Below are 24,594 nucleotides of genomic sequence, written 5' to 3' on the forward strand. Positions count from 1 at the left end.
ACGACAGCTGCCATTCTGGTGCGTCAGACATGTGATGGTAGCCGCTTCGGCATCATAGCCTTATCAATGAACCGCGTCTTCTTGAGGAACGCGCCAAGAGCCGGATCCCCTATCTTGCAAATGGATCAGTTAACGTCAGTATCGTCGGCGATGTGACAATCGACGATGCTGTCAGGCGAAGTGAGAAATTGCCCCCGCATCGCCTCAAGCAAAATGTTACCGATAGGGTTGATGCTCCGGTAATCCTCCCCGTGAAGAAGGGGCTTTAAAAGTAGAATTTTCTCGGCCAGATGCTCGAGGAGATTTCGATGAAGAAGAGCCGATTTAGCGGAGCCCAGATCATGGCCTTGTTGCGCCAGGCAGAAGGTGGGATGCCGGTGCCCGAGCTTTGCAGGGAGCATGGGATCAGCAGTGCCAGTTTCTACAAGTGGCGTGCGAAGTATGGTGGCATGGACGCCTCGATGATGAGCCAGATGAAGGCTCTTGAGGAAGAGAACCGCCGATTGAAACGGATGTATGCCGACTTGAGCATGCAGGCCGACCTGCTGAAGGAGGCTCTTGGAAAAAAAATGACGCGGCCATCCCTGCGCCGGGAGCTGGCCGAGAAAGCAGTGGCGCAACACGGTGTGTGCATCGCCCTGGCATGCAGGACGTTTGGCGTCAGCGAGACGTGCTGCCGGTATAGCCCGAAGCGCAATGCCGACAACGAACAGATCGCTGATCTGTTGCTTGGGCTTGTGAGGGTGAAGAAGACGTGGGGTTTCGGCCTATGCTTTCTGCATCTGCGCAATGTCCAGGGGCATCGGTGGAACCACAAGCGTGTCTACCGCATCTATCGGGAGCTTGAACTGAACCTCAGGATCAAGCCTCGGCGGCAGCTCAAGCGGGAGAAGCCGGATGAACTGGCGGTGCCGGATGCGCCGAACGTGGTCTGGTCGATGGACTTCATGGCCGATCGTCTCGCGGACGGACGGCAGTTTAGGCTACTGAATGTGTTGGATGACTCCAACCGCGAAGGCCTGGGCATAGAGGTTGACTTCTCGCTACCTGCCGAGCGGGTCGTGCGCAGTCTCAACCAGATCATCGAATGGCGGGGCAAGCCGCTGGCAATCAGGGTCGATAACGGCCCGGAATACGTCAGTGGCACGCTTATGGAATGGGCTGAGACACGGGGAATTGCCCTGAACTACATCCAGCCGGGCAAGCCGCAACAGAACGCTTATGTCGAACGCTACAATCGTACGGTTCGGCATGAATGGCTTGATCTGTATATTTTTGTCAGCATAACGGAGGTGCAGGAGATCGCTACAGAGTGGCTTTGGACATATAACCACGAACGGCCCAACATGGGCATAGGCGGCATTACACCCGCTCAGAAACTGAAAATGGCCGCGTGAATTCTACGACAGAGCCCCGTCAAAAACGGGAGGATTACCCCCGAGGAACTGATGCCGTGGAATTATTCTAATCGGCAAACTGCTGAAGCATGACTGATCCAGAGCACAGAGGCCGCTCGTGGGGCACATGCGTCTGCCCTTTTACTGCAGGAAGAGCTCAGAGGGGATACTTTTGATCGCAGAAACGGACGAGTCCCGCCATCATTTGGGTATCCTTTTCCACCATGGTAGCGAGAATACCGCGACGTTCTTGGTAAATTTGTTTCGCTTCTAGCTTGGGTCGCCCTACGCTTTCAAATTCTTCTTCAGAAGCCTTCAACTGCTTAGCGAATTTCTGTCGGTAATCGACGGATTTACCTTTTTCGCCTGCCTCTTCGTAGCCGTCGGCAAGGAGGGCGAACAACGCGCCACATTGGATTACAGTGTCGTTGTAAGGTGCTTTCTCATATGGAATTCGCGTCTGCGCTTGGACCGGCGATCCGCTAGTGGCCACGCCCAGAACGATAGACAATAAAACGACGTTCCGCATATTCGCTCCCAAAGCAATCTCACATACAAATTGTCAATGCCAACACGGCCAAACTTTACCGCGTATTTCTAAACCATTCGATGAGCGCATTAGGAAAATTGTCTCGAACGTCTTTGTCGAAAATGCTCACAAAGACCGCGTCAAGGTGTAAGGCGCACACCGCTTACGCCCGCTCAGGGATGCCGAGCCGTCAATGTGCATGGAAAATCGCGCTTACTATTGAGCTATCGGATGATCTGGACCAATTGAATATTCCGCGAGCGATCGCGACATCTTCGTTTCGAGAGAGCGCCGACCATCATTTGGATCGACATGGAATAAAAGGTCGCATCCATCATATTGTTGCGCACGGTGACTACCCAGCCAGCAAACCAGCGCCCGATCCATACCTGAAAGCTGCGGAGCTACTGAAGACAGATCCTCCGGCAGCCGCAGCGGGCATGATGACGGTCATGGTCCCCGATCTGATGGACCCGACTGCGGAGATGCGTGACCTCTGTGTCGCCGTCGCTTCCGACCTTCATGAAGCGCGGACGCTCATGGCCGGAGCAAGGAGGTAGTTCCGCATTCGCTCTTCAACTTGGCCAAAATCACAGCTTCGGGCCGACTGGGCCGTCGGCCATGATTTCGCTCTCTGCGGCGTTCAGCGCATCTAAAAAATTCTAACGGAAGTAATGATTTGAGAAGGATTGGTTGTCAAATCGCATGCATTTGATCCTCCCAATTCCAATCCTTTAAGACCATTCGAATAGAAAAGCTCTTCGGCATCATCATATTCAAGGGGAGCAAATTCCAGCATTTCCGACACTTGTGATCCAAGGCCAACCTTCCCAAATATTTTGCCTTGATACCTGTACGCCTCGTCACCTTTGCTAAATTCGACGATCATAAGCTTTAGCGCCCCATGATCGAAGATCAAACGCACGAGGATATTTTGCCAATCGTAGACGACGTTATCCATGTCGGCAGCACGAAGAAATATGATCCCTTCTTTGTCAGAATCGACGATCAATCGAGGCGAGTTCAAAAAGCTGGTTGCACGACTCTCTGATGTACTATCGAATTCGAAAAGGGCCCGTACGTTCGCAAACGTCATGCCAAGCTGCAAACCTAGCATTGAGTTTCCAGGTTCAATAGGGGCGGACCAATCAAGATTATAAGTCAATGCGCGCTCCAAGTATTGCTGGCTGCATCATAAGATATTTTATTTCCAGCTTGGTTATAAAACGTTGTGTTGGTTTCCGGCCACCCTGTAACTTTATATGTAGCTGGATCAATAACCTTGACGGTTGCTCCGTCAGAATAACTAAATTTATAGTATTGTCCAATATGCATGGAGTCCGAGTTTGCTGGGCTGTATTGAACCTGCTTGACCACTGGACCGCCGCCTTGCGGCGCATCTACGGCGAAAATTTGTGCGTTCCCCGATGAACTTGCCCGCGGCGCCTTATCGGTGACAGTCCAACCGTCCATTTTGTAGGACGCTTTTAGATCATCCAGGCTATTCCCCCAAACGGTTTCTATGGAACGCGGTATGCCGGCTTGGCGGAATTGCGGTGACAGTGCACCTATTTCCTCGATGATGACGTCGGTTTGATCGCAAAGGAGGATTTGCACGCGTTCGTTCCCGCTTTGGGTAGCGTGATGTGGAATATTAGGGACGACGATCCGAGCAAGATGGGCATTTGCTTGCTTTGGTCAAATCTCGAATTCTATTGAGTGCACTGTCACCGTAATTCCAATTTTCACGACGTTCATAGCGGTATTACCCCACTGAGGCGTAATGCACCATGGATGATGGACTGAACTGGGCCGGTAGATGAAGTCTGTGTATTGATATTTCCCTGCTGTCCGCCACATCTGCTGCATTCAACTGCTCGGCAAAGCCGGCCGGATCGCTCGACGAGATATTGTTCTCGACCTATGACGCCACAAGCACTCCATTCTCCCCTACCCAAATGATCCCCGGAATGCTGTAGAAGTAGGTCTGCAAATCCAAGTCGTTTTCGGCAGACACGCTTTCGGGCCATTGGGCGCGAAGGTATGCAACAATTGACCCTGGCGTCTCGTGCCACTGCGCTTCGTCGTCTTGAATCGTGAGCCGCGGGTAAGGATTCTGGGGAGACGTGTAGCAATCAGCTCCTGGGGCGATGAATTTTATCTTTCCCACTCGGAGCAGATATTCGATCAGCCAAAAAAACGCCTCCTTATGCTCATCGAACGACAGCGTCGGATTCCACGAATTGATCGCGCTAAACAAGCCCGTGATCCAAAGTCCAAATGAATCCCTGACGATTTCATCAATATGTTCGATTGGTTTCACTACGAGCCTCACTTGATAAACTTGATTTCCGGATTGTACGTGGTACCCACTGCCCCCTTTGGTATATCAATAGTCCACGCTGGACCAGTTTGTCCCGAGGAAGAAGAAAAGTCTCGCAACGTGAAATTGCCGCTAGGTGTGTTCACCACATATACGGTTCCCTTGCCCGGAATTACCCTCGCGGCAGGGAGCTGAGTAGCCCCAGTGAGCTCCGTGAAATATTGTTGAACTTGGGCATCCGTAGCGCCGGAGAATATCGCCGCATTCCCTGTCTTGGGCGCCTCAGTAAATGTCGTACCACCGATGTTCAGCGTGCCGGGCGCATTCGACGAGAAAAGATTTGTTGCTTGTTGTATGGCAGAAGGCGTGTTTGTGGCACCGTTTTGAGACGAATTATTGCCAGAGCCAGGTGGAACAATAACAATCTGCGGTCCCCCGCCATTATTGTTTCCACCATTAGGCTGACCCGTACTCGTCTCATCATCGAGCTTCGGACCATAATTATCATTCGGATAGAGCGGCCGGCCATCGCCTCCATTGCCGGTTTGATTGTAGACGACGTTGACGGCCGTATAGGCAGAAAGATATGCGGCAAACCCCGCAAGCTTATCGGCCGAGATTGGATTGCTGGAAGCATCGGCTGCAAATATCAGCTGATATTGATTGGCGTTACCAGTCGGAAGCAGCATGAACTTCGTCTGATCGCCACTCGAAGTGGTAATGGTCAGCACTCGACCTAGGCCATCGCTATTGCCGCTGAGTTCTGCCGTCGCACCGGGAACGCCAGGTGCGTTTATATCAACCTTCTGACGAACCTCATATCCGCCGGCCGTGTTTGGATAGAAAAGGGCCGCCAGAAGGACGCCGACGGCGCCGCCAGCACCAGTGATCCTTTTGCCTACAGCGACCCCCGTTGCAAGAGCGTTGAGTATTTGGTCGGCAAGAGACGGAGTGATGGTGATTTCGACCAGACCCGACATGGTCGAATCAATCTCGGTGCGCCCCTCGATCACACACGATCCCGCTCCCTGTTGGCGACATTGCGCCAATCCCTTCAAGACCTCTGGATCTGTTACATTACGAAGGATGGCTTGGGCGGCGGTGGCCTCCGCCGACGATACCTTTCCATCTGTCGCCATCTTGGTGAAGGCGTCACCGAGGGCCTGAGCGATTGTCTTCCCCGCATCCAGCGCCGCCGTGACACTTTGCACGGAGACATAGGGCTCGAGATCGATGTGCTTATCCTTGGTGATGACGTTCTGCTTGGAGGGATCGGTATTGATCTCCGCTACCGGGCGGGTCTGCCCGCTCTGCTCGAGCGAGGCCTGCTGATCGGGGTTGCGGACAGTGATGTTGCCGGCACCGCCGCTGCCACTAATCGTCGCCTTGACCGACTGCTCGACATCGTCGAGCTGGTACTTGCCGCTGGCGCTCGAATTGTTCCTATTCTTGCCATTGGCGTCAGTCCCGGAATAAAGGTCGATGTTGGCATTGATCTCATAGCCCTGGTATTTCTGCGTGCCGACGAAGTCGGACCAGGTGAGCGTGCCGGTGTCAAGATTGACCCGGCCGTCAGTCGAGATCAGCCCGGATGCGGCAAGGTTGGTGTTGCCGCCGACGGTGATGTTCTGGTCACCGGTGGAATAGAGGCCTGCCGGCGCATCGATCCAGTTGGTCGAACCTTTGCCCGAACCGAAGCCGGGCTGCACGCCGCCGAGCGTCAGGCCACCGAGCGCCGTGCCGATATTGCCTGCCGTCAGCAGCGGCTGGCCGGCGGTGCTGCCGAGTGTCGGGCCGGTGAAGGAGAAGCCGAGCGAGGCCGAGCTGTTCGACTGGCTGCCGGTGTTCGGCGTCGAGACGATATTGAGGTTGCCGCCGACTTCGCCGTCGATCGTATCGGCGGAGAAGACGGTGTTGTTGAGCGTGGTGTCGCCCTTCGAGATGAAGGTGATATTGTCCGTCGCGCTGATACCTGAGATCACCTGCGTCGTGGACGAACTCGACGATTTCGACTGGCCAGCCGAGACGCTCGCTGTCGGCGTGATCCCAGTTGCCCCGCCCATACCGACGCCGACCGACACGCCGATGCTGGCGCCGGCCGACTGACTGCTCGACGAGGCATTGGATGTTGCCTGCGCGCCGGCCATGTCGATGTTGTTGGCGGAGATCAGCACGCTGCCATTCAACGGGTCGTCTGCGTGATCCGCGCTGGCTGTGGCCGAAATCTGCAGGCCTCGGCTGGTGAAGTCCCCATTTGTGGAAATGTCGACCGAACTGCCCGAGATCGTCGGCAGCACCGGTGTCGAGCTCGAAACCGATGTCTCGTTCTTCGAATAGGTAAAGCCGGCTGTCAGTGAGACGGAGGCGAGGTTACCCGCATTGATGCCATCCTTGAGGCTGGAGAGCGCATCGTAGGCCTGCATGCCGGCAAAGGCGACATTGGCCGCCGAATAGCCGTCCGTGACTTTGCCGAGCTTGGAGGCGAGGTTCTCGATGCTCTGGCCAGCGCCGACGAAGCTTGAGGAAACCCCGACGCTGACGCCGGCAAAGAAGCTGGTGGCGACTTCGTCGAAGTTGGTAATGTCATTGCCAGAGAGAATGTTGACGCCCTTCTTGCCAACGATGGTGACACCACCGCCGGCGGCAATCTGGCCGGCCTGGTCGTTGAAGGTGTTGCCGGCGGTCAGGTTGATATCTCCACCCGCCTTGATGGTCGACACCGCATTGGTCTCGGCGCTTTGGTTCACCTGATCGGTGAAGCGCCCTACCCCGATACCAATCGAGGCACCGCCACCGTTGGTCGAGACCTGGATACCAAAGCCGGAGCGCTTGTCGCTCGTCGACGTGTCGTTGCTCTCGTGACCCGGCAGGATATTGATATCGCCAGACGCCTTGCCGTTCACATCGCCATTGGCAGCCGTGACCGACGAACCGATGATATTGAGATCACCCTTGGTGGCATTGAGCGTGATGTTGCCGTTGGCGGCGGAAAGCGTCGAACCGACATTGTCGGTGGAGCTCTCAGTGATCGACTTGCTGTGGCTGCCATAAACAGAGATAAAGCCACCGCCGGAGCCGACGCCGATGCCGGACTTCTTGGTCTGCTTGTCGCTCTCATGCTCTTCCTCAGCACCCATAACGGTGACCGTCGAGCCGGAGAGGCTGAGATTGTTGCCCGCAGCAACACTCGAACCGGAGACAATCGTGTCGTTGCCTGCATTGACGTTGATATTGCCGGAGGCGGCGATCGACGAGCCAACGGTGTCTTCGTCGTAGGTATGCGTGTGGGTCTTCGAAGACGACAGGAAGCCGCTCTTCTTGCTGTCAGAGGTGGTCTCGTCTGTGTTCTTTCCGGAAGCGATGACGATGTTGCCGGCGGCCTGGATATTGGCATCGGCCGTATGGGCTGCATCGCCAGCCGTGATATCGGAAGCCGAGATGGTGACGTTACCGCCGCTGGAGGCGATGCTGACGCCGGTCTCGCCCGAGATCGACGAGCCCTGTGCTGTGGTTGTCGCTTCGCTCGCCTTCTTCGAGCCCAACTTGCTGGAGGAGGAGGCGCTATCAGTCGCTTCGCCGATGATGACATCACCCTTGGCAACAAGGTTAGCCGTGCCACCCTCGGCGCTAACCTCGGAACCGATGACGCTGATGTTACCCGTGTCGGCCTGAACCGTCACATTGCCATTCTGCGAGGTAATTGAGGAGGCGTTGCTGGTAACGGCGGTCGAGGACGATTGGCCGCCCTTGTAGCCTGTAGCGACACCCGCGATCGTCTTCGATTGGCTCGTGGTATGATCCTGCGAGGCTGTGATCGCGATGTTGCCGTTCGTCGAGACGATGCCGAGATCGCCGCCGGCATCGAGCGTCGAGCCGCCGATCAGTACGCCCTGATTACCCGAAACCAGCATGGCGCCGCCGGCAATGAGCGACGAGCCCTGCTGAATCTGGCTGGTTGTGGTCGTGATCGTGCCGCCTTGAGAAAGATTCAGCCGGTCCTTGCTGAGAACCGTATTGTCGACGCCGGCGGAAATGATGCTGATCGAACCGTTCGCGGAGGCGACGGACAGATCGCCGCCGACCTTTGCCGAACTGGCGATGACGGTGACGCCGTTGGTTCCTGCGACGCTGAGATTGCCGCCGGTCGTCACGGTGGTGCCAACCAGCGCCTGGACGCCACCATTGTCCTGTTTGACGGCACCCAAAGTTACTGCCTGACCGGAGAGCTGCGCGCTGCCGCCGGCGGCCACCTTCGTGCCGCTGAGCGTCAGGCTGCCGGCACCGGCATCCATCTTCAGGTTGCCGCCGGCCGTGACGCTACCATCGGCTGTGACGACAGTCTGTCCGCCGATGTTCATCGTCTGGGCGGCCAGCGTAATGCCATTCTCGGCATTGAGATTCATTTTGCGAAAAAGTTCAGCAGCTGATCACGCCGAAGTTTCTTGCGCAAAAGCACGCTGCCAGTGCCGTCAGAGCCATGGACCTGGTCGGGTAGCGGCGGCGCATTGCTGCGCCGCCGCCCCCTGAGAACCGGACATGAAGATCACCCCGCATCCGGCTCAAGCCATTCTTCAGCACCAAAGAGTCGCACCGAACAAACTGACGGAACGTTTCGCAATTCGACGGTGGGCGAAGTAAGTGGTCCACTCCGGATCAAAAGGACTAGCCAGCCCCCGGATCTTGACGTGTCTCGTAATCGGGACCGTCATTGCGCGGAAGAGCCGACACCCGCCGGTATTGGCATCTGCCGAACCCTTCGTAGCAAAATCCCAGGACCGGTGTCCGTCGGCCTGGAAGTACCTGTTCCTCACCCACCGTGCTCCTTTCATGGGATGGCGTCGACTTGCCCATTTCCAGAGCATCTGCCAGATGTGCGAGTCTATCGATGAGAAGCTCGCTTTCGCCACGACGTGACAGTGATACATGGCCCATCCCCGAATGACTGGGTTCAGTTTCTGTATCAATGCCTGCTGCGTGACGCTCGCGTTGCCTTTGATGATTTCCCTGACCTTGTCGAGGGGTGCTTTAACACTCTTCCTTGCAGGCTTGATCAGCAGCTTGCCGTCGTACTTGCGCACGTTCTGACCAAGGAAATCGAAACCCTCCGCAATATTCGTGATCCGGGTCTTCTCTTCTGAGAGTTCCAGACCTCGAACGGCCAGGAACTGCCTGACCGCCGGAAGGACTTTGTGTTCAAGCACATCTCTCGATGCGCCGGTCACAACAAAGTCATCGGCATAGCGGACGACGTTGAGCTGGGCCTTGCTGCGCGCGAGTTTGGACGATCCCACGCTTGCGTAAACTGCTGCCTCCAGCCCATCCAACGCCATGTTCGCGATCACCGGCGAGATAATCCCGCCTTGCGGGGTACCCGCCGACGTCTCGAACAGAGTTCCCTCATCGATATATCCGGCTCGAAGCCACCTTTGCAGGACCGCCTTGTCCATCGTGACGTGCTTCAGAAGCCAGGGGTGGCTGAAACTGTCGAAACAGCTTCTGATGTCACCTTCCAGAATCCACTCTGGCGAAGCTTGCTTGGCCAGAGTGATGAAGCACTGCTCAATGGCGTCGGCCGTCGAGCGTTCGGGCCGGAATCCATAGGAATTCGGGTCCGCCAGTGTCTCTGCCACCGGGTCCAGGGCGAGCTTCCATAACGCCTGCATCGCCCGGCACCGCATACAGGGAATTCCCAGCGGACGCTTCTTGCCGTTACTCTTGGGAATGTAAACACGTCGCAACGGCATCGCGCGATAGCCGCGATGTCGAAGTGACATCATCCCATTCCATCTGGCCGCCGGGGCTGACCATATCTTACCGTCCACCCCCGGCGTTCTCTTGCCGCGGTTCTCCGTAACCCGTTTCACGGCCAACATCTTGCCGCTATGCGAGCGGGTCAGCAGACGTTGCAACGCTTGCGCCTTGCCCCACCGGCCTTCCCGGGTTGCCTTGGCGATACGCACCTGAAGTCGTTTCACCTCTGCCTCAATATGTGACCAGTTCGTCTGGTCCCACATTTGCGCAGTGCGCGAGGACGCACCAGCCTCGGTCGCTTTCGCGCCGACCGCCGTCATCTGCTTTCCCTCGTATAACGATTGGTCAAAGTTCTCTCGCCATGAATGACCGCACGGAAGTCTGCCCGCTTTCGCGTCAGGCAATGTCTCAGCCTGTATCCCGTCCATTACAGCCGGGCATTCGCTTTTTCCGCATTCCTTTACCCCCAGCGCCAACAGCGTTCCTTATGGTCCACCTGCCGTTGCCGGCAGCACTATGGGCTTACCCTGTTCCGCATGTGTCTCCGAGCGGGGCGGACCCTTCCTCTTCGCCGGCGGCTGATCGTCCATGGTGGCCCAGTATTCAAAGACCACACCTCACCGCGTACCGTTTTGGTTCGAGCCTGTCAGCACGTTTGGCTCGTTAAAGCTCACGACGTTTATCGGAAGTTCACATATGTTGGTCGTACCCACTCATCCCTTGCTCCTCTCCGCCCTCGTGCTGGCAGATTCCGCCTTGCCTTGCGGTTCGGCGTACCGGATATCCGGCGGCTACGTTGTCCCTGGAGCTTCACACCGAGCTGTTACCGGCTCCGCATGTCCAGGTAGGGAACGGCTGATGGAACAGCCGGTTTCTTCAGGACATTTCTCCTCCTGTGAAACAGAAACTCACGCGACTTTCAGGTCGCACAAACACATTCTTCGCCAAATCCAGTCCGATAATGCTAATCTCTTTCATGGACGCCTCCTCTAAATGGTGATCAACGTCTCCATTCTGGCACACAGATGCCGTCGGGGGGCGTCCACCCCATCAGAGCCTTCCGCCCCGTGTGGTGCGGCCTCCGCGCTAGTCAGGCTCGTTCAGCAGCAATATCGATGGCGCGGTCGATTATTTCTGCTGTGATCATCGGCACGAAATTCAGTCTCTTTCCCTTGCGGAATATTTTCTGATAGTCGAGCAAAGTATTGAAATCACCAAGATAAGCCAATGCGGTCAAATGCCGTAATTGCCCTCCGCCGACCTCTGGAATGCCTTTGGTCGCGAGTTCTTGTACGCAGTTCTGGAGATTCAAATTTTGACCCCAGGCCTCGATCTCTTGAAGAATATCTTTAAATAATACCGGATATTCGGCTGAATACTCGGGAATTGACTTTATAATCTTTGTGTAGGCAACCGCCGGATCAACCTGGATTTTAGAAGCATGTTGAAATATTTCTTTTTCGATCTTGCTAAACGCAGCGTTTGTCAAAAATGGGCTTATTTGGACTTTTGGATTCAACGTCGGAGCAAATACGCTTCTGCTATTGAAAACGAAGCCAACGTTTGATCCATGAAAATCGTGTGATATTTCCCAATAATCTTCGTGCTTGTCATGCGTGCTGATCCAGCCACTCTTCTGGAAATATTCAATAAATTGATGCACAAATTGATCGATATTCAGCTTGAAGCTCACTTGCCGACTCCTGGGACCGAAATTTGGTAGACTGGAATACCATTGGGATAGCCTTGCTGTTTCATCGGAACTCCTGCTACCAAATTCAATTCACGATGAATTCGGGTAAATTCTGCTGAGGGAATCGCGTCTCCCGTCGCAATCTGCGGGTACACGGTAAGCTGGTTCGCCGAAGGCACTGCATTGCCAGACTTCACCTCGATCATTCCGTTAATTTTCGTGCTACCTGGTTGGCTATAGGCGATATCAGGATAGCAAAGCGTGGTGCCGCAGCTATCATAAAACCCTCCTGGATATGTCGTATAACCTTGCTCCTGAAGCTGGCCAGAAATGTCGTCCACGTAGCTCTGGTGCTGTGCCCGCTGCTGGGTGATGGAGACATCCGGGCGGCCGACAGGATTCGAGACCTGTGTCTTAGCTCCGTCAAATGTGTAATACCGCCCACCGCTATCCTTGTAAACTAGCTGCCCATCCAGATCAGAGCCCACAACTGCGTAGCTGCCGCCCCGAGGTCCGGTAATTGTACCATCGACGTTGCGGGTATAGCCAGAAGGAAGTGCCTTGCTCTCGGAGCCGCCGAGAACGTCATCCGCCAGAGCGCCACTTGGGCCGCGGGCACCGACGGCGCCAAGCGAGCCATAGGCCAAGTCGGAAACAGCCTGCTTTGCCAATTTCAGGCCAATGGCAATGGAGACGCAATTGCCGCCTGGATTTGACGTGCAATAGTCGCTGATTGCTTGGGCGTTTTGCAGCGTGTGCTCGGCGTCATTTTGGCTATCGAGGAAGATCCGCGCAGCCCGGTCATCGATTCCAAGCAGGGCTGCATAATCCTCGTCGAAGTACTGCTTGGAATCCAGAATCTCCCGTTTGATTTCCTCCACGCAGGCCGCATCACGGCAGGCCATGAGGCGATTGTTCTGGTCCGCATTAAGACGGCCCAAATCGGCAGCTGCTGTTTCCTTGGCAGCGGCGCATGCCGCTGAGCCAGCTCCTGCCTGCGCGCAAACCGCTTCGACTTTCTTGCGGGCGTCGTCGACATTCTTATGCGTCAGATAGTTGTAATTGATATTGTCGAGGGCGGCGGCAGCACCCGTGCTGCCACCTGCTGCGGCGCCAACGGCGGCTGCCACCCATTGGGTAATAGCGCTCTTCTGATTGTCGGAGAGATTGGGATCGGCCTGCAGGACTTGCTGAAGCACACCGTTTGCGATTTCGCTCGCGGCGCCGCCAAGCGCACCAGCATCGATATTGGTGCCGGCTAATTGCGAGACGATCGCGCCGACTGCGGCATGCAGTGCTACCTTTGCGGGGGACCCTTCGTCAAAGCCAAGCTGCTGCGAAAGTTCGCCGACCCCCGTATTCAGAAGAATCGACAGCGCCGCGGCGCTCTGCTGCTGCGCCTTGAGCTTGTCGATATCGAACGGTTCGACCTGGTTGTTGGCCTTCGAGGCATCGGTGTTGAGGCTTGCGAGATCCTGGCTCTGCGCCTTGAGTGTCCAGTTGCCGGGCGTGATTGTTGCGCGCGTGGCACCGCTATCACCCTGCTTGGCTGGCTGGCCAACGACCGGGACTGGAATCCCGCCCTGCAAACCAAACCCGTAACTGCTCGATGAGGCCGACATCGAGTTTCCGATGTCGGAATAGAGGATCTGGTTGGCGTTCAGATTGTTATTGGCCGCAGCGGCCGTCGAGCCGATGAAGCCGCCCTTCAGATCGATGGTGCCATCCGTGCTGACGTGATAACCGCCTGAACCCGCAAAGATGCCGCTCTGCTGAGAGACATTGGCATAGTCGCCTGTCACCGTGCCCTGATTATAGCCGCCGGTCAGACCACCGCTGCCCGGCCCAATGCCGAGTGCCGCACTGTGGGACTTCTCGTCATAGAAAGCCGTATCCTGTCGGCTTTCTATGATGATCCCGTTCGCGGCGGTCACATCAACCGTATTTCCCGACAGGACGCCACCGGCCAGTTTCAGCGTGTCACGGGCATTGACGGTTACGATATTCGTACCGGCGATGTTGGAATTAACCTGCGTGACCGAGTTTGCGGTCTGCTTGCCGGAGCCATAGGCCGCGTTCGCGGTCGGGCCGGCGTTGAAGATATTGCCGCTGGCATCGATGCTCGCGGCCACGCCGATGCTGGCGCTACCCGACTTGCTACTGCTCTTGCTGTCGCTGGTCGCCTGCACGCTTTCGAGGTCAACATTACCTGCCGCCGAAATCAGCACATTGCCGTTTCTAGGGTCGTCAGAGGCAACCGGACTACGGCCGTCTTTGCCCAATCCGGCGCTGATCTGGACGCCACGGCCGACGACATCCCCGGATTTGGCGACGATGGTCACGGAGCTGCCGTTGATCACAGGCGGAACCGGTATCGAGGTGGTGGACTCTTGCGAGCTTTCGCTAAAGCTGTAGCCGGCCGTCAGTGAGATCCCGGCGACGGCGGACTTGAGGCCAGTCTTTGGATCCGGCTTGGCGTTGATTGCCTTCATGGTCGAAGAGATCGCGTCATATCCCTTGACGCCGGCCAGCACGGCCGGGGCGACGCCATAGATGCCATTATCACCCGAAAGCAGGCTGCCCGCTTGCATCGCTTGCTGGCCCGCTGCGATCAGCGATGACTGCACCGTAATGCTTACACCGGCAAAACTCTTTTTCTGCATTTCGGAGGCGTTGGTGACGTCATTGCTCGAGAGCATATTGACGTTATCGCCCGCGATCAGGCTGATCGGTCCGGCGGCCAGGATCTTTCCGGACTGATCATTGATGTTGCGGTTGGCGGCGATGGTGATGCTGCCATCAGACGCCAACGTGCTGACCGCATTGATGTCGGCGTCTTTCGAGCGCTGCTCCTCCGACTTGGCAACGCCAATGCCGATCGACAGGCTGCCGTCGCCGGAGGAGAAGTTGATGCCGAAACCGGAGCGCTTGGTCTGGCTGGACGACGACTGTTCTTCTGCGCCAGGCGCGATGTTAACGTCGCGCGCCGAGGAAATCGCCGTGCCGTCGCCGGAATGCGAAGACGAGCCGAAGATGTTGACGTCGCCCTGTGTGGACGTGATGGAGGTCGAGCCGCCTGAGTTGAGTGTGGAGCCGATATTGTCGGTCGAGCTATTGCTGCTCTTCGAGTCCTTCGATCCAAAGATCGAGATAAACCCGCCGCCAGAGCCGACGCCTATGCCGGATTTCTTGACCTGTTTGTCGCTCTCGTGCTCTTCCTCGGCACCCATGATGGTGACGGTCGAGCCCGAAAGGGAGAGATTATTGCCAGCTGCCATGCTCGAGCCGGAGACAACGGTCTCAGCACCAGCGCTGGCGTTGATGTTGCCCGAGGCCGATATGGACGATCCAACATTGGTCTCGTCATAGCTGTGGGTATGGGTCTTTGAGGACGACAGGAAGCCACTTTTCTTGCTGTCAGAGGTGGTTTCGTCTGTGTCCTTGCCGGAGGCAATAACGATATTACCCGCCGCTTGAATATTGGCGTTGGACTGATGTGTTTCGTCACCGGCGGTGACGTTAGAGGCCGAGATCGTGACGTTCCCATCCGTCGAGCCGATATTCACGCCGGTCTGACCCGTAATCGAAGAGCCCTGCGCGGTGGTCGTCGTCTCGCTGCTCTTTGTTTTGCCGCTGCTGCTGGACGATGAAGCCATATCCGTCGCCTCGCCGATGGTGACATCACCCTTGGCGATTAGGTTGGCGCTGCTGCCGGCGGCATCAACGTGAGAACCGATGACACTGATATTTCCAGTATCGGCCTGAACCGTCACTCCACCATTTTGCGAGGCAATCGAGGACGCGTTGCTCGTGACTGCGGCCGAGGAGGTCTGGCCGCCCTTGTAGTTGTTGGCGGCACCGGCAATGGTCTTCGATTGGCTCGTGGTCTGATCCTGCGAGGCGGTGATGGCGATATTGCCGTTCGTCGAGACAATGCCGAGATTGCCGCCAGTGTCGAGCGAGGAGCCGCCGATCAGCACGCCCTGATTGCCCGAAACCAGCATGGCGCCGCCGGCGATAAGCGACGAGCCCTGCTGGATCTGGCTGGTTGTGGTCGTGATCGTGCCGCCTTGAGAAAGGTTCAGGCGGTCCTTGTTGAGAATGGTATTGTCGACGCCGGCAGAAATGATGCTGACGGAACCGTTTGAGGAGGCAACGGACAGGTCGCCGCCGACCTTTGCGGAACTGGCGATGATATTGACGCCATTGGTGCCGGCGAGGCTCAGATTGCCGCCGGTCGTCACCGTGGTGCCAACCAGCGCCTGGACGCCACCATTGTCCTGTTTGACGGCACCCAGCGTTACCGTCTGACCGGAGAGCTGTGCACTGCCGCCAGCGGCCACCTTCGTGCCGCTCAGCGTCAGGCTGCCTGCACCGGCATCCATCTTCAGGTTGCCGCCGGCGGAAACGCCGCCATTGGCGGTGACGACAGTCTGCCCGCCGATGTTCATCGTCTGGGCGGCGAGCGTAATGCCGTTCTCGGCATTGAGATTCATGTTGCCGCCGGCAAGGAAAGCGCCGCCATTGGCCTTGATGCTGTTGGCATTGACGGTCATGCCATCGGCGGCGGCAATCGCGCCGGAATTGTCGACGGAGCCGGCATCGATGCTGACCGTGTTGCCGGCGATCATGGCAGCGGACGTGGTTTTGGCGCGGTCCGCCGCCGAGAGATAGACGACCGGCACCAGCACCGGCGCGCCATCGACAATCTCGGTYTGGTAGATCACCATYGACTGSGTCAGCGAYGCGGCCTGYTGKGGCGTCAACGGCTGCCCGAGACCAAGGCCATGCGCCTCGGCRTAAGCAACGCCATTGTCGAGCAATGCCTTCATCTGGTCGGTGGCATTATCGCCGGGAACGAAGGAACCGGCGCCRAGRCCRTTKCCRACCAGYTGGCGCATCTGCTCRTCGATGAGCTGATTGTCGAAGTAAGCGTCCCCAAGGAAGGGAACCTTSGTCTCCGGCGTATAGCCGATCCGGTCTATGAAATAGGCCGAACCATAGAACTTCGAGACATCAAGGAAGGCTGCCCGYGTTTCGAACAGGAAGACCTGACCCGGAACCGTGCCGCCGACACCGCCCGATTGCGGCTTGGCTACCGCTGCGAGCTGAGCCCCGTTCGCCTGCAGGATCTGGGTGAGATTGCCGCTATTGCCGATTGCGGCGGTGAGCTTGCCCATCAGGCTGTTCGGATTAACCGACGTGGTGCCCGCCGTCAGTGCGCTCGAACCGATCGAAGGACCGGTGGCGGCCGTTACACCGTTGCTGCTGACCGAAGCGCCGACTGCCCTCAGACTGTTGCCGCCGATTGTTGGACCTGAACCGATCGTCAGACCGTTTCCGGTAAGCGACGGGCCGCTATTCGCGTTGGCGCCGCCATTGGCTGCTACGCTTGAAAGCGCCGCACTGACATTGAACAAAGCACCGCCGGCGGTCATGCTGTTGAGTGCGCCGAGCGGGTTGTTGGTCGCCGCGGGAGCGTCGATCGCGACTCCACCGTTGATCGAGCCGTTGGAGGCGACATTGTTGATCGCACCGCCACCATTGATGGCAAGGCCTCCGCGTGCCTGGATGACGCCCGAGATGGCGCCGACCACCTGCACGCCGACCGTTGAGCCGGGGTTCAGATCCCGCGAGGGATCGCGTGTGCCATTGGGGTTCGGCGTATAGACGAGCGTCGGGTCATTCCCACCGATGCAAGGGCGATTAGGACCGCTGCAATCCAAATTGCTTCCAGCGCCTGGGGAAACGACGTCGGGATAATATTGGCAAGGAGTTGTGCTGTCGCAGAGCGTTTGCGTCGTGCGGTTCAGCGTCGCGCCGTCATTGGTGAGCGTACCGGCGACGGTGAGCAGCATGTTACCATCGGACTTGATCGAGCTGTAGGAATTCCACAGGTTCGTCGCATTGATGGTCAGATCCCGGCCCGCGCGAATCTGTGCGGAGGCACCGGCACCGCTGATCAGCTGATCCTGGTAGATGAGCTGACTGACGAGACTATCGACGGTTGTCGTCGTGACGTAGACCGGCTCGTAGTCGTGATCACCTTGTCCATTGCAGTGAATTTGGCACCTGGAGGTCTCGGTGATGAAATCGTAGGCGTGGAGAATGGCGTTGGAAATCAGCACGTTGCGCTGAATGGCCGGTGCCGAGGTTGTGACGTTGCTCAGGCCGTTGGTCAGGATCGACATGGTGCCGCCGGACTGAATGAGACCGGCGGAGTTGACGACGGCGCCGTTACGCTGACCCCCGCCTGGCCCGGCTATGGTAAGGCCGTTGCCAGCAAGGAGCGCGCCCTGATTGTTGGTGAGCGTGCCGCCAACGAAGAGGTTGGCATTATTGCCGGCAAAGACGAGGCCGCCCGGGCTATTGTAGAAATCGCCTGCAATGTTGAAGTTAAGATTATTGCCGGCCGCCAGCTGCCCGGCATTGCCGAGCGACGGCAAGTTCAGCGTCAAGTCATGCGCGGCAAGCAGCGCGGTATTGGCGTTTGTCGTCAAACCTGCGGCCGAGACGGTGATGTCACCGGAACCACCGGCATTGGTGACGGTGCTGACCTGTGCGTTCGAAAGATCGGCGTTGCCGGTCAGATTGAGGCTCAGACCGCCGAAGACAAGATTACTGCCCGAGAGATTGGCGGAGGAGGCATTGACGATCAGCGTACCGCCGCCCGCCATCCGACTGCCTCTGCTGCCGGATAGATCGAGCACACCGGTGTTCAGCGTCAGATTGCCGCCGACGCGGGTGGTGCTGTTATAGGAAATGGCGCCCGGACTTGAGAGCGCGGCATTCCCGAGACTTTGCAGGCTGTTGTAGCTGATGTTCTGCGTGGCCGTAGCAGCGAAATTGCCGCCCGAGAGCAATGAGTTGGCGCTGACGCCGCCGTTGGAGGCAGCAAGCGTCATCGTACCGGCGTGGCGCAGCATCAGGCTGCCATTGGATGACGCATTGGTGGCGGCGAAATCGACGCCCGAGACCAGCGTATCGATCGCGATCGACCGGGCGTTAAGATTGATGTTGCCGGTACCCAGCGACTGGCCGGTGAGCGTGATCGCATTACCGGCGCCAATGGTCAGGTCGCCATGGGCGACGGCATTGGCGCTGACATTGTTCGTCGCGTTGGCGGTGATCGTCCCTGCGGTCAGTAGGCTGTTGAAAGAGATGTCGCCGGCCGTGGCTGTGAGTGTCAAATCGCCCGTCGGCCCAAGGATGACATTCCCGGCGCCTGATTGGCCGGTTGCGGCAAAATCGACGCCGGCCGCGATGACGCTGCCGTTGAGGGCAGAGCCGGTGATCGAGACATTACCGGCGCCAAGGAGCTGGCCGTTGATCTTGACCGCGCCAGGACTGGTGGACGAGCCGATCGCGACTGTGCCATGGCCCGTGATGTTTCCGCCCGTAAAGGCACTCGCCGCCACATTAAGGCTGCCTGCGACGATCAACGTGCTGGCCGAAGCACTGCCGGCATTGATGGTCAGGTCGCCGCTTGGTCCGAGAACGATGGCGCCGTTTGATGATTGCGCGGTGGCGGCGAAATCGACGCCGGTAACGGCCTGATTGATCTGGACCGTTGGACCGGAAAGAAAGACGTCGCCCGCACCGAGGAGCTGGCCGGTCACATTGACGCTGTTGCTACCGGCAAGGGTGATATCGCCATGTCCAGTCACAGCGTTGGCTGCGACGGTGGCGGCCCGCGCGTCGATATTGCCTGCCGACAGTATAGTCTGCGCGCTGATACCCGCGGAGGCAGTCAGATTCGTATCGCCGGACGATCCGAGCACAATCCCGCCGCCCGTGGCATTGGTGGCGGCGAAATCGATGCCGGAGATCAGCTTGGGCGCGTTGATGTGGCCGCCGCTGACCGTGAGATTGCCGGCGGCTATTATCTGATTGCCGACATCGACATTGCCGACAATGCCTGCTTTGCCATGAGCCGTGATGCTGTCGGCAACGAGATCAGCCGCAGTCGCCGTGAAGTCACCAGCAGAAAGGATCGCGCCAGCCGTAATATTGCCGGAGGCCGTCAGATTCATGGCTCCTGACGAAGCCAGTACAATGTTGCCACTGGCGGCATTGGTGGCGGCAAAGTCAATGCCAGAGATCAAAGTGGGGGCGCTGATGCTGCCGCCATTGAGCGTGAGATCGCTTGCCGCCAGGATCTGGCTGGCGACATCGACATTGCCGACAACGCCGACTTTGCCATGGCTGGTGATGCTGGTCGCCTGCAGATTGGCAACGTTCGCCGTGAAATTGCCAGCCGACAGGATCGTGCCGGCCGCGGCATTGCCGGAGACGGAGAGATCGGTCGTACCGGACGGACCGAGGACGATGTTGCCTCCTGCCCTGCTGGTCGCCGCGAAGTCGACCCCTGAGACCAGAAGACCGACGTTGAGGCCGTTGGCGTTGATCGTGAGATCACCGGCCGACAACACTTGGCCACTCACATTCACGCGGCCGCTTGCCGCCGTGCCACTGGCCTTCAGATCGGTCTTTCCATGGCTGGTAATGCTGCTGGCCGTTAGATCCATCGCCTGTGCGGTCAGATCACCGGCCGACAATAGCGTGCCGACGGTGAGGCCGCCTGTCGAAGTCAGCGAGATATCGCCGCTCGCCGCCTGGACGATGTTGCCGTTGGCGGCGGCCGTTCCAGCGAAATCGACGCCGGAAACGATCGCCCCTGCCGTTATACTCGGGCCAGAAATCCCGATTTTACCGCCACCGAGAATCTGACCGCTGACGTTTGTGGCACCGGAAAGGACAATATCGTTATGACCAGTGACTGCTCCGGCGTTCACGGCAGCAGCGTTGACGTTGATGGCACCGGCGGCCTGCATCGTTGATGCAGAGAACCCGCCGCTCAAACGAGACGTTAGGTCTCCGGAACTGCCAAGAACGATATTGCCGCCGGAGGTATTGGTTGCATCGAAGTCGATGCCGGAGACAACGGACTGTGCCGACAGGCTTTGACCAGTGATCAAGACATCGCCGGCGCTGAGAACCTGGCCGCTGACTGTCGTGGCGCCATTGAGGGTGATCGCGCCGTGCGATGTGACCGCATCCGCGCTCACGGTTGCGCCACTGGCCGAAAGAGCCCCGGCCGAGAGCAGTGTGCTGGTGTCGATATTGCCGGCAGAGGCAAGCGTCAGATCGCCGCTGCTGGCGAGCGCGATATTGCCGTTGGCGGCGGCAGTTCTGGCGAAATCTACGCCGGAAACGATTGCACCAGCCTTGATGCCGGAGCCCGAGATGGCAACATCACCGCCACCGAGGATCTGGTTCGTAATCGCGACGCCGCCGGCTGCCGTGCCGGAAAGGGTGATATCCTTGTGGCCGGTGATCGAAGCTGCTGCAACCGACGCGCCGCTGACATCGATGGCACCTGCTGCCTGTATGGTCGGCGCCGCAACGGCACCATTGACATTCACGGTCAGATCGCCGCTTTGCCCAAGGACGATATTGCCACTGGCGGCATTGGTGGCGTCGAAATCGATGCCGGAGACAATCGTTTGGGCGGACAGACTCTGGCCCGTGATCGATACGTTGCCGGACCCGAGAATCTGGCCGTTAACCGTCGTTGCGCCATTGAGCGTGACATCGCCGTGACCCGTCACGCTATCAGCGCTGACGGTCGAACCGGCGGCACTGAGATTGCCGGCCGATAGCAGTGTTCCAGCGTGGATGTTGCCGGGCGAAGCAAGCGTGAGGTTGCCACCCGTTGTCTGGACAATGTTCCCGTTGGCAGCTGCCGTTGCGGCGAAATCGACACCCGAGACGATAGTGCCAGCCTGGATGCTTGAGCCGGAGATGCCAACTTCACCGCCGCCAAGCAGTTGGTTCGTAATGGCGACGCCGCCCGCTGCCGCGCCGGAAAGAGCAATATCCTTGTGACCAGTGACCGAACCTGCGGCGACGGACGTACCGCTGATATCGATATCACCTGCCGCCTGCATGGTTGGCGCCACCACGGTGCCATTGACCGACACGCTCAGGTCGCCAGATTGGCCAAGGGCGATATTGCCTCCTGCACGGTTGGTGGCGTCGAAGTCAATGCCTGCGACAATGGTTTGCGCCTTCAGGCTCTGGCCGGTAATCGAGACGTTGCCCGACCCAAGGATCTGATCCGTGACGCTGATCGCGCCCCCGAGCATCATGTCGCCATGGGCGGTCATGCTATTTGCTGTAACTGCGACGCCGGTCGAGCTGAGATTGCCAGCGGACAGCAACGTAGCGGCATTGATGTTGCCGGATGAAGTTAGGTTCAGATCGCCACTGCCAGCCAACAGGATGCTGCCATTGGCGACAGCAGTCCTGGCGAAGTCGACGCCGGAGATGAGGGTCCCTGCCTTAATGCTCGAACCGGAAATAGCGACGTCACCGCCTCCCAGTCCCTGGCTGGTAACAACCACGCCATCGTCCGCGCCGGAAAGAGTGATGTTGTTGTGGGCGGTGATGGTGTCGGCAGTGACGGCCTTGCCGGTGGCATTGATCGTACCAGCTGCAAACACGGTCCCGGCCTGGATGGCGCCAGCGCTGTCGTCGATCGTCAGATCGCCGCTGCTCGCCAGCACGATATTGCCGCCGGCCGCGTTGGTCGCAGCGAAGTCGACGCCGGAGGCAAGAAGACCGGCGCTGACGCCATTGGCGTTGCCGTTGATGGTGATATTGCCAGCGCTGAGCAATTGGTTTGCGACATTGACGCCACCGGTGACACCGATGCTCCCATGGCTCGTGATGTTATTTGCCTGCAACAGGGCAGCCTGAGCAGTCAGGTCGCCGGCCGACAGCAGCTTATCGACAACGATATTGCCCGCCGTCGCAGTCAAACCGAGCGTGCCGGCCGAGCCCGCGACAATCGCAGGCGATTGCGCTGAGACAACAACGCCACCACCGTTCGCATTGGTGGCCGCAAAGTCGACGCCCGAGACAATGGCCCCAGCCGAGATCGCAGAGCCTGAGATCAGAATATTGTTTGCGCCAAGAACCTGGCCGCTGACATTTGTGGTGGCATTAACGGTAAGCGCCCCGCGGGACGTGATGCCGCTTGATGTCAGCGACGCCGCGGTCACCGCCAGATCAGCGGCTGACTGGATGCTGCCGGCGGTCGTATTGCCGGTGGCACTGACATTGAGTGCTCCGGCCGACAGCAGATTGCCGGTTGCGATATTGCCGCCGGTTGCCGTCAGGCTGAGATCACCCGCTGAGCCCGCGACAATCGCAGGCGATTGCGCTGAAAGCACTACATTGCCATTCGGATCGGCGCTGGTGGCGGCAAGATTGATGCCGGAGATGACCTTGCCGGCTGAGATCGACTGGCCGGTAAGGTTGACATTGCCCTGCCCCTGCACATTGCCGGCAACAGCAATCCCAAGCGCGGCATTTAAGGCCATATTCTGGCTGCTCTGCAGGAAGGCCGCCGAGATGGCGCCACTTGTCGCCGTCAGATTGAGGTCGCCGGTGCTATTGGCCGTGCCAGCAATCGCGATGTCGCCGGAGGTGGCGACAAGTGTTGCCGCACCGTTGCCAGCCGTCACACTACCGGCTGCAATGCCGGAATCGGAGCTCATCTGAACGGTCGTGGCGCTGTTGACATCACCCGACACGCTCAAGAGACCAGTGCCACTCGTCAGAACAATGTCGCTAAGGGCTGCGACCGTCTGCAGGGTGACGCCTTGGTCAGCCCTGACAGCGAGTTTCTGTTGCGAACTAACTTTGGCAGCTGTGATCTTCTGTTTCGAGGCGATGGTGACGCCATCGCGGCCGGACGCATTGCCGATCGAAATCTTTCCGTCGGCCGAGAGCAACAATTCGCCAGCGTTGGCAGCCATGTCGCCGCTCATTTTGACGCCGGCGCCCTTTTCCGTGACGACGATCTTGATGCGGTCGGCCTGCATGGCGCCCAGCGCCGTGCCGTCGATCGCATATTCCGGCGTGCCGGAGGTGGCGGTCAGCGCCGTCGCCTCGCCGGTGGCATAATTGTATTGGCTGGCGCCGCCGGTCAGGCGCACCGTCTTACCGTAGATCGGCGCATTGACATGGATGTTGCGGGCAACGACATCGAACAGATCGACCGAGCCGGGAGCGGCCGCGAAGTTACCCCCTGCCCCTTCAAAGGTCACGTCACCGCCATTGACGGTGAATCCTGTCAGGCTGCCGTCGGCGCCGATATTCGGCACGCCAGTCGTCAGGGTCGCATGCGGCGTGTTGATGAAGCCGCAGCCATTGCAGGTTACGCCGTTCTGGTTCGCTATGATGACGTCTGCCCGGCCACCGAACACTTCCGTTGGGCCGTTGAGGGCCGAACGGTTCCCACCGGTTACCTCGTTGAGAATGACCGATGCGGGACCGGAATTCTTCAGATTCGGGTTACCGGGGGTAATGCCTCCCAGGTTCGAAGTCCCTCGCTCACCATTAAAGTTATTGAGGATGAGACCTTGGGTGCCGACGTTGAAGTCGTTGTATTGGTTGTGTGACAGGCCGCTGGCGTTGGGCGCGACAATATCGACCAGCGGCTTGCCGTTCGGGGCAGCGCCGACAGTTGGCTGATTGGCGGCGGGCGCCGTGGTGCTTGCCGATACCGTCTGAGCGTTTGCGATCGCCGGCTGCAGAAACAGGAGTGCGCTTAAGGTGACGGCAAGCGACTTGTGGGCAAGTCTCGCCAGTCGTGACGCGAGGCTGCTGCTTTCCGCCCCAATGCCTGCAGTTGCAATCCGTGATCCACCCAGCTTGGTCTTCCTGCTCATTGCACGCTTTCACCGTTGCTTGCACGGCCTCTCTTGCCGCGGTTCTGGTCGATCACCGAGAGCGAGACCATGGTCGCAGGACCAGAGTCAATTTCGGCTTGTGGTTGAGGTAAACCTACTCCGAACAAAATGTGTCGGTTACGATGGTCACGAGGATCGAA

General features: G+C 58.3%; 10 protein-coding genes. 2 read left to right on the forward strand and 8 right to left on the reverse strand.

Annotation, left to right across the window (positions count from 1 at the left end):
- Window positions 1–308 precede the first annotated feature (308 nt).
- Window positions 309–1,397 (forward strand): IS3 family transposase, encoded by a 1,089-nt coding sequence (locus QD461_RS20105; RefSeq protein WP_414089336.1) that lies wholly within the window; start codon window positions 309–311, stop codon window positions 1,395–1,397.
- A gap of 157 nt (window positions 1,398–1,554) precedes the next feature.
- Here the strand turns inward: QD461_RS20105 and QD461_RS20110 are convergent, their stop codons facing one another.
- Window positions 1,555–1,926 carry a hypothetical protein gene (locus tag QD461_RS20110; protein WP_414089337.1) on the reverse strand — a complete coding sequence of 124 codons (372 nt, stop codon included), beginning with the start codon at window positions 1,924–1,926 and terminating at the stop codon, window positions 1,555–1,557.
- A 179-nt stretch (window positions 1,927–2,105) separates the two neighbouring features.
- On the opposite strand from QD461_RS20110, the gene QD461_RS20115 reads away from it, so the two are divergent.
- Entirely contained in the window at window positions 2,106–2,486 is a 381-nt protein-coding gene (locus QD461_RS20115; protein ID WP_414089339.1) for an HAD family hydrolase, read from the forward strand.
- 92 nt (window positions 2,487–2,578) lie between these two features.
- On the opposite strand, the gene QD461_RS20120 is transcribed toward QD461_RS20115, so the two are convergent.
- The 7 genes from QD461_RS20120 to QD461_RS20150 all read right to left on the reverse strand — a co-directional run bounded on the left by QD461_RS20120 (window position 2,579) and on the right by QD461_RS20150 (window position 24,433).
- Window positions 2,579–3,091 carry a hypothetical protein gene (locus tag QD461_RS20120; RefSeq protein WP_414089340.1) on the reverse strand — a complete coding sequence of 171 codons (513 nt, stop codon included), beginning with the start codon at window positions 3,089–3,091 and terminating at the stop codon, window positions 2,579–2,581.
- Window positions 3,088–3,543 (reverse strand): hypothetical protein, encoded by a 456-nt coding sequence (locus QD461_RS20125; protein WP_414089341.1) that lies wholly within the window; start codon window positions 3,541–3,543, stop codon window positions 3,088–3,090. Before QD461_RS20125 ends, QD461_RS20120 begins: the two co-directional genes overlap by 4 nt.
- A 304-nt stretch (window positions 3,544–3,847) precedes the next feature.
- Window positions 3,848–4,249, reverse strand: coding sequence for a hypothetical protein (locus QD461_RS20130; protein ID WP_414089342.1), 402 nt, complete (start codon window positions 4,247–4,249; stop codon window positions 3,848–3,850).
- A gap of 8 nt (window positions 4,250–4,257) precedes the next feature.
- Window positions 4,258–8,652: a beta strand repeat-containing protein gene (locus tag QD461_RS20135; protein ID WP_414089343.1), complete on the reverse strand. Its 4,395-nt coding sequence runs from the start codon at window positions 8,650–8,652 to the stop codon at window positions 4,258–4,260.
- A gap of 168 nt (window positions 8,653–8,820) precedes the next feature.
- Entirely contained in the window at window positions 8,821–10,320 is a 1,500-nt protein-coding gene (gene ltrA / locus QD461_RS20140; RefSeq protein WP_414089344.1) for a group II intron reverse transcriptase/maturase, read from the reverse strand.
- 770 nt (window positions 10,321–11,090) lie between these two features.
- The gene (locus QD461_RS20145) at window positions 11,091–11,693 is read right to left on the reverse strand and encodes a DUF6990 domain-containing protein (RefSeq protein WP_414089345.1); all 603 of its coding nucleotides are present in this window, start codon (window positions 11,691–11,693) and stop codon (window positions 11,091–11,093) included.
- Entirely contained in the window at window positions 11,690–24,433 is a 12,744-nt protein-coding gene (locus QD461_RS20150) for a hemagglutinin repeat-containing protein (protein ID WP_414089346.1), read from the reverse strand. The genes QD461_RS20145 and QD461_RS20150 overlap by 4 nt, the downstream gene beginning before the upstream one ends.
- Between the last annotated feature and the right edge of the window lie 161 nt (window positions 24,434–24,594).

Source organism: Rhizobium sp. BR 314 (assembly GCF_047445805.1).
Lineage (GTDB): Bacteria > Pseudomonadota > Alphaproteobacteria > Rhizobiales > Rhizobiaceae > Rhizobium > Rhizobium lusitanum_B.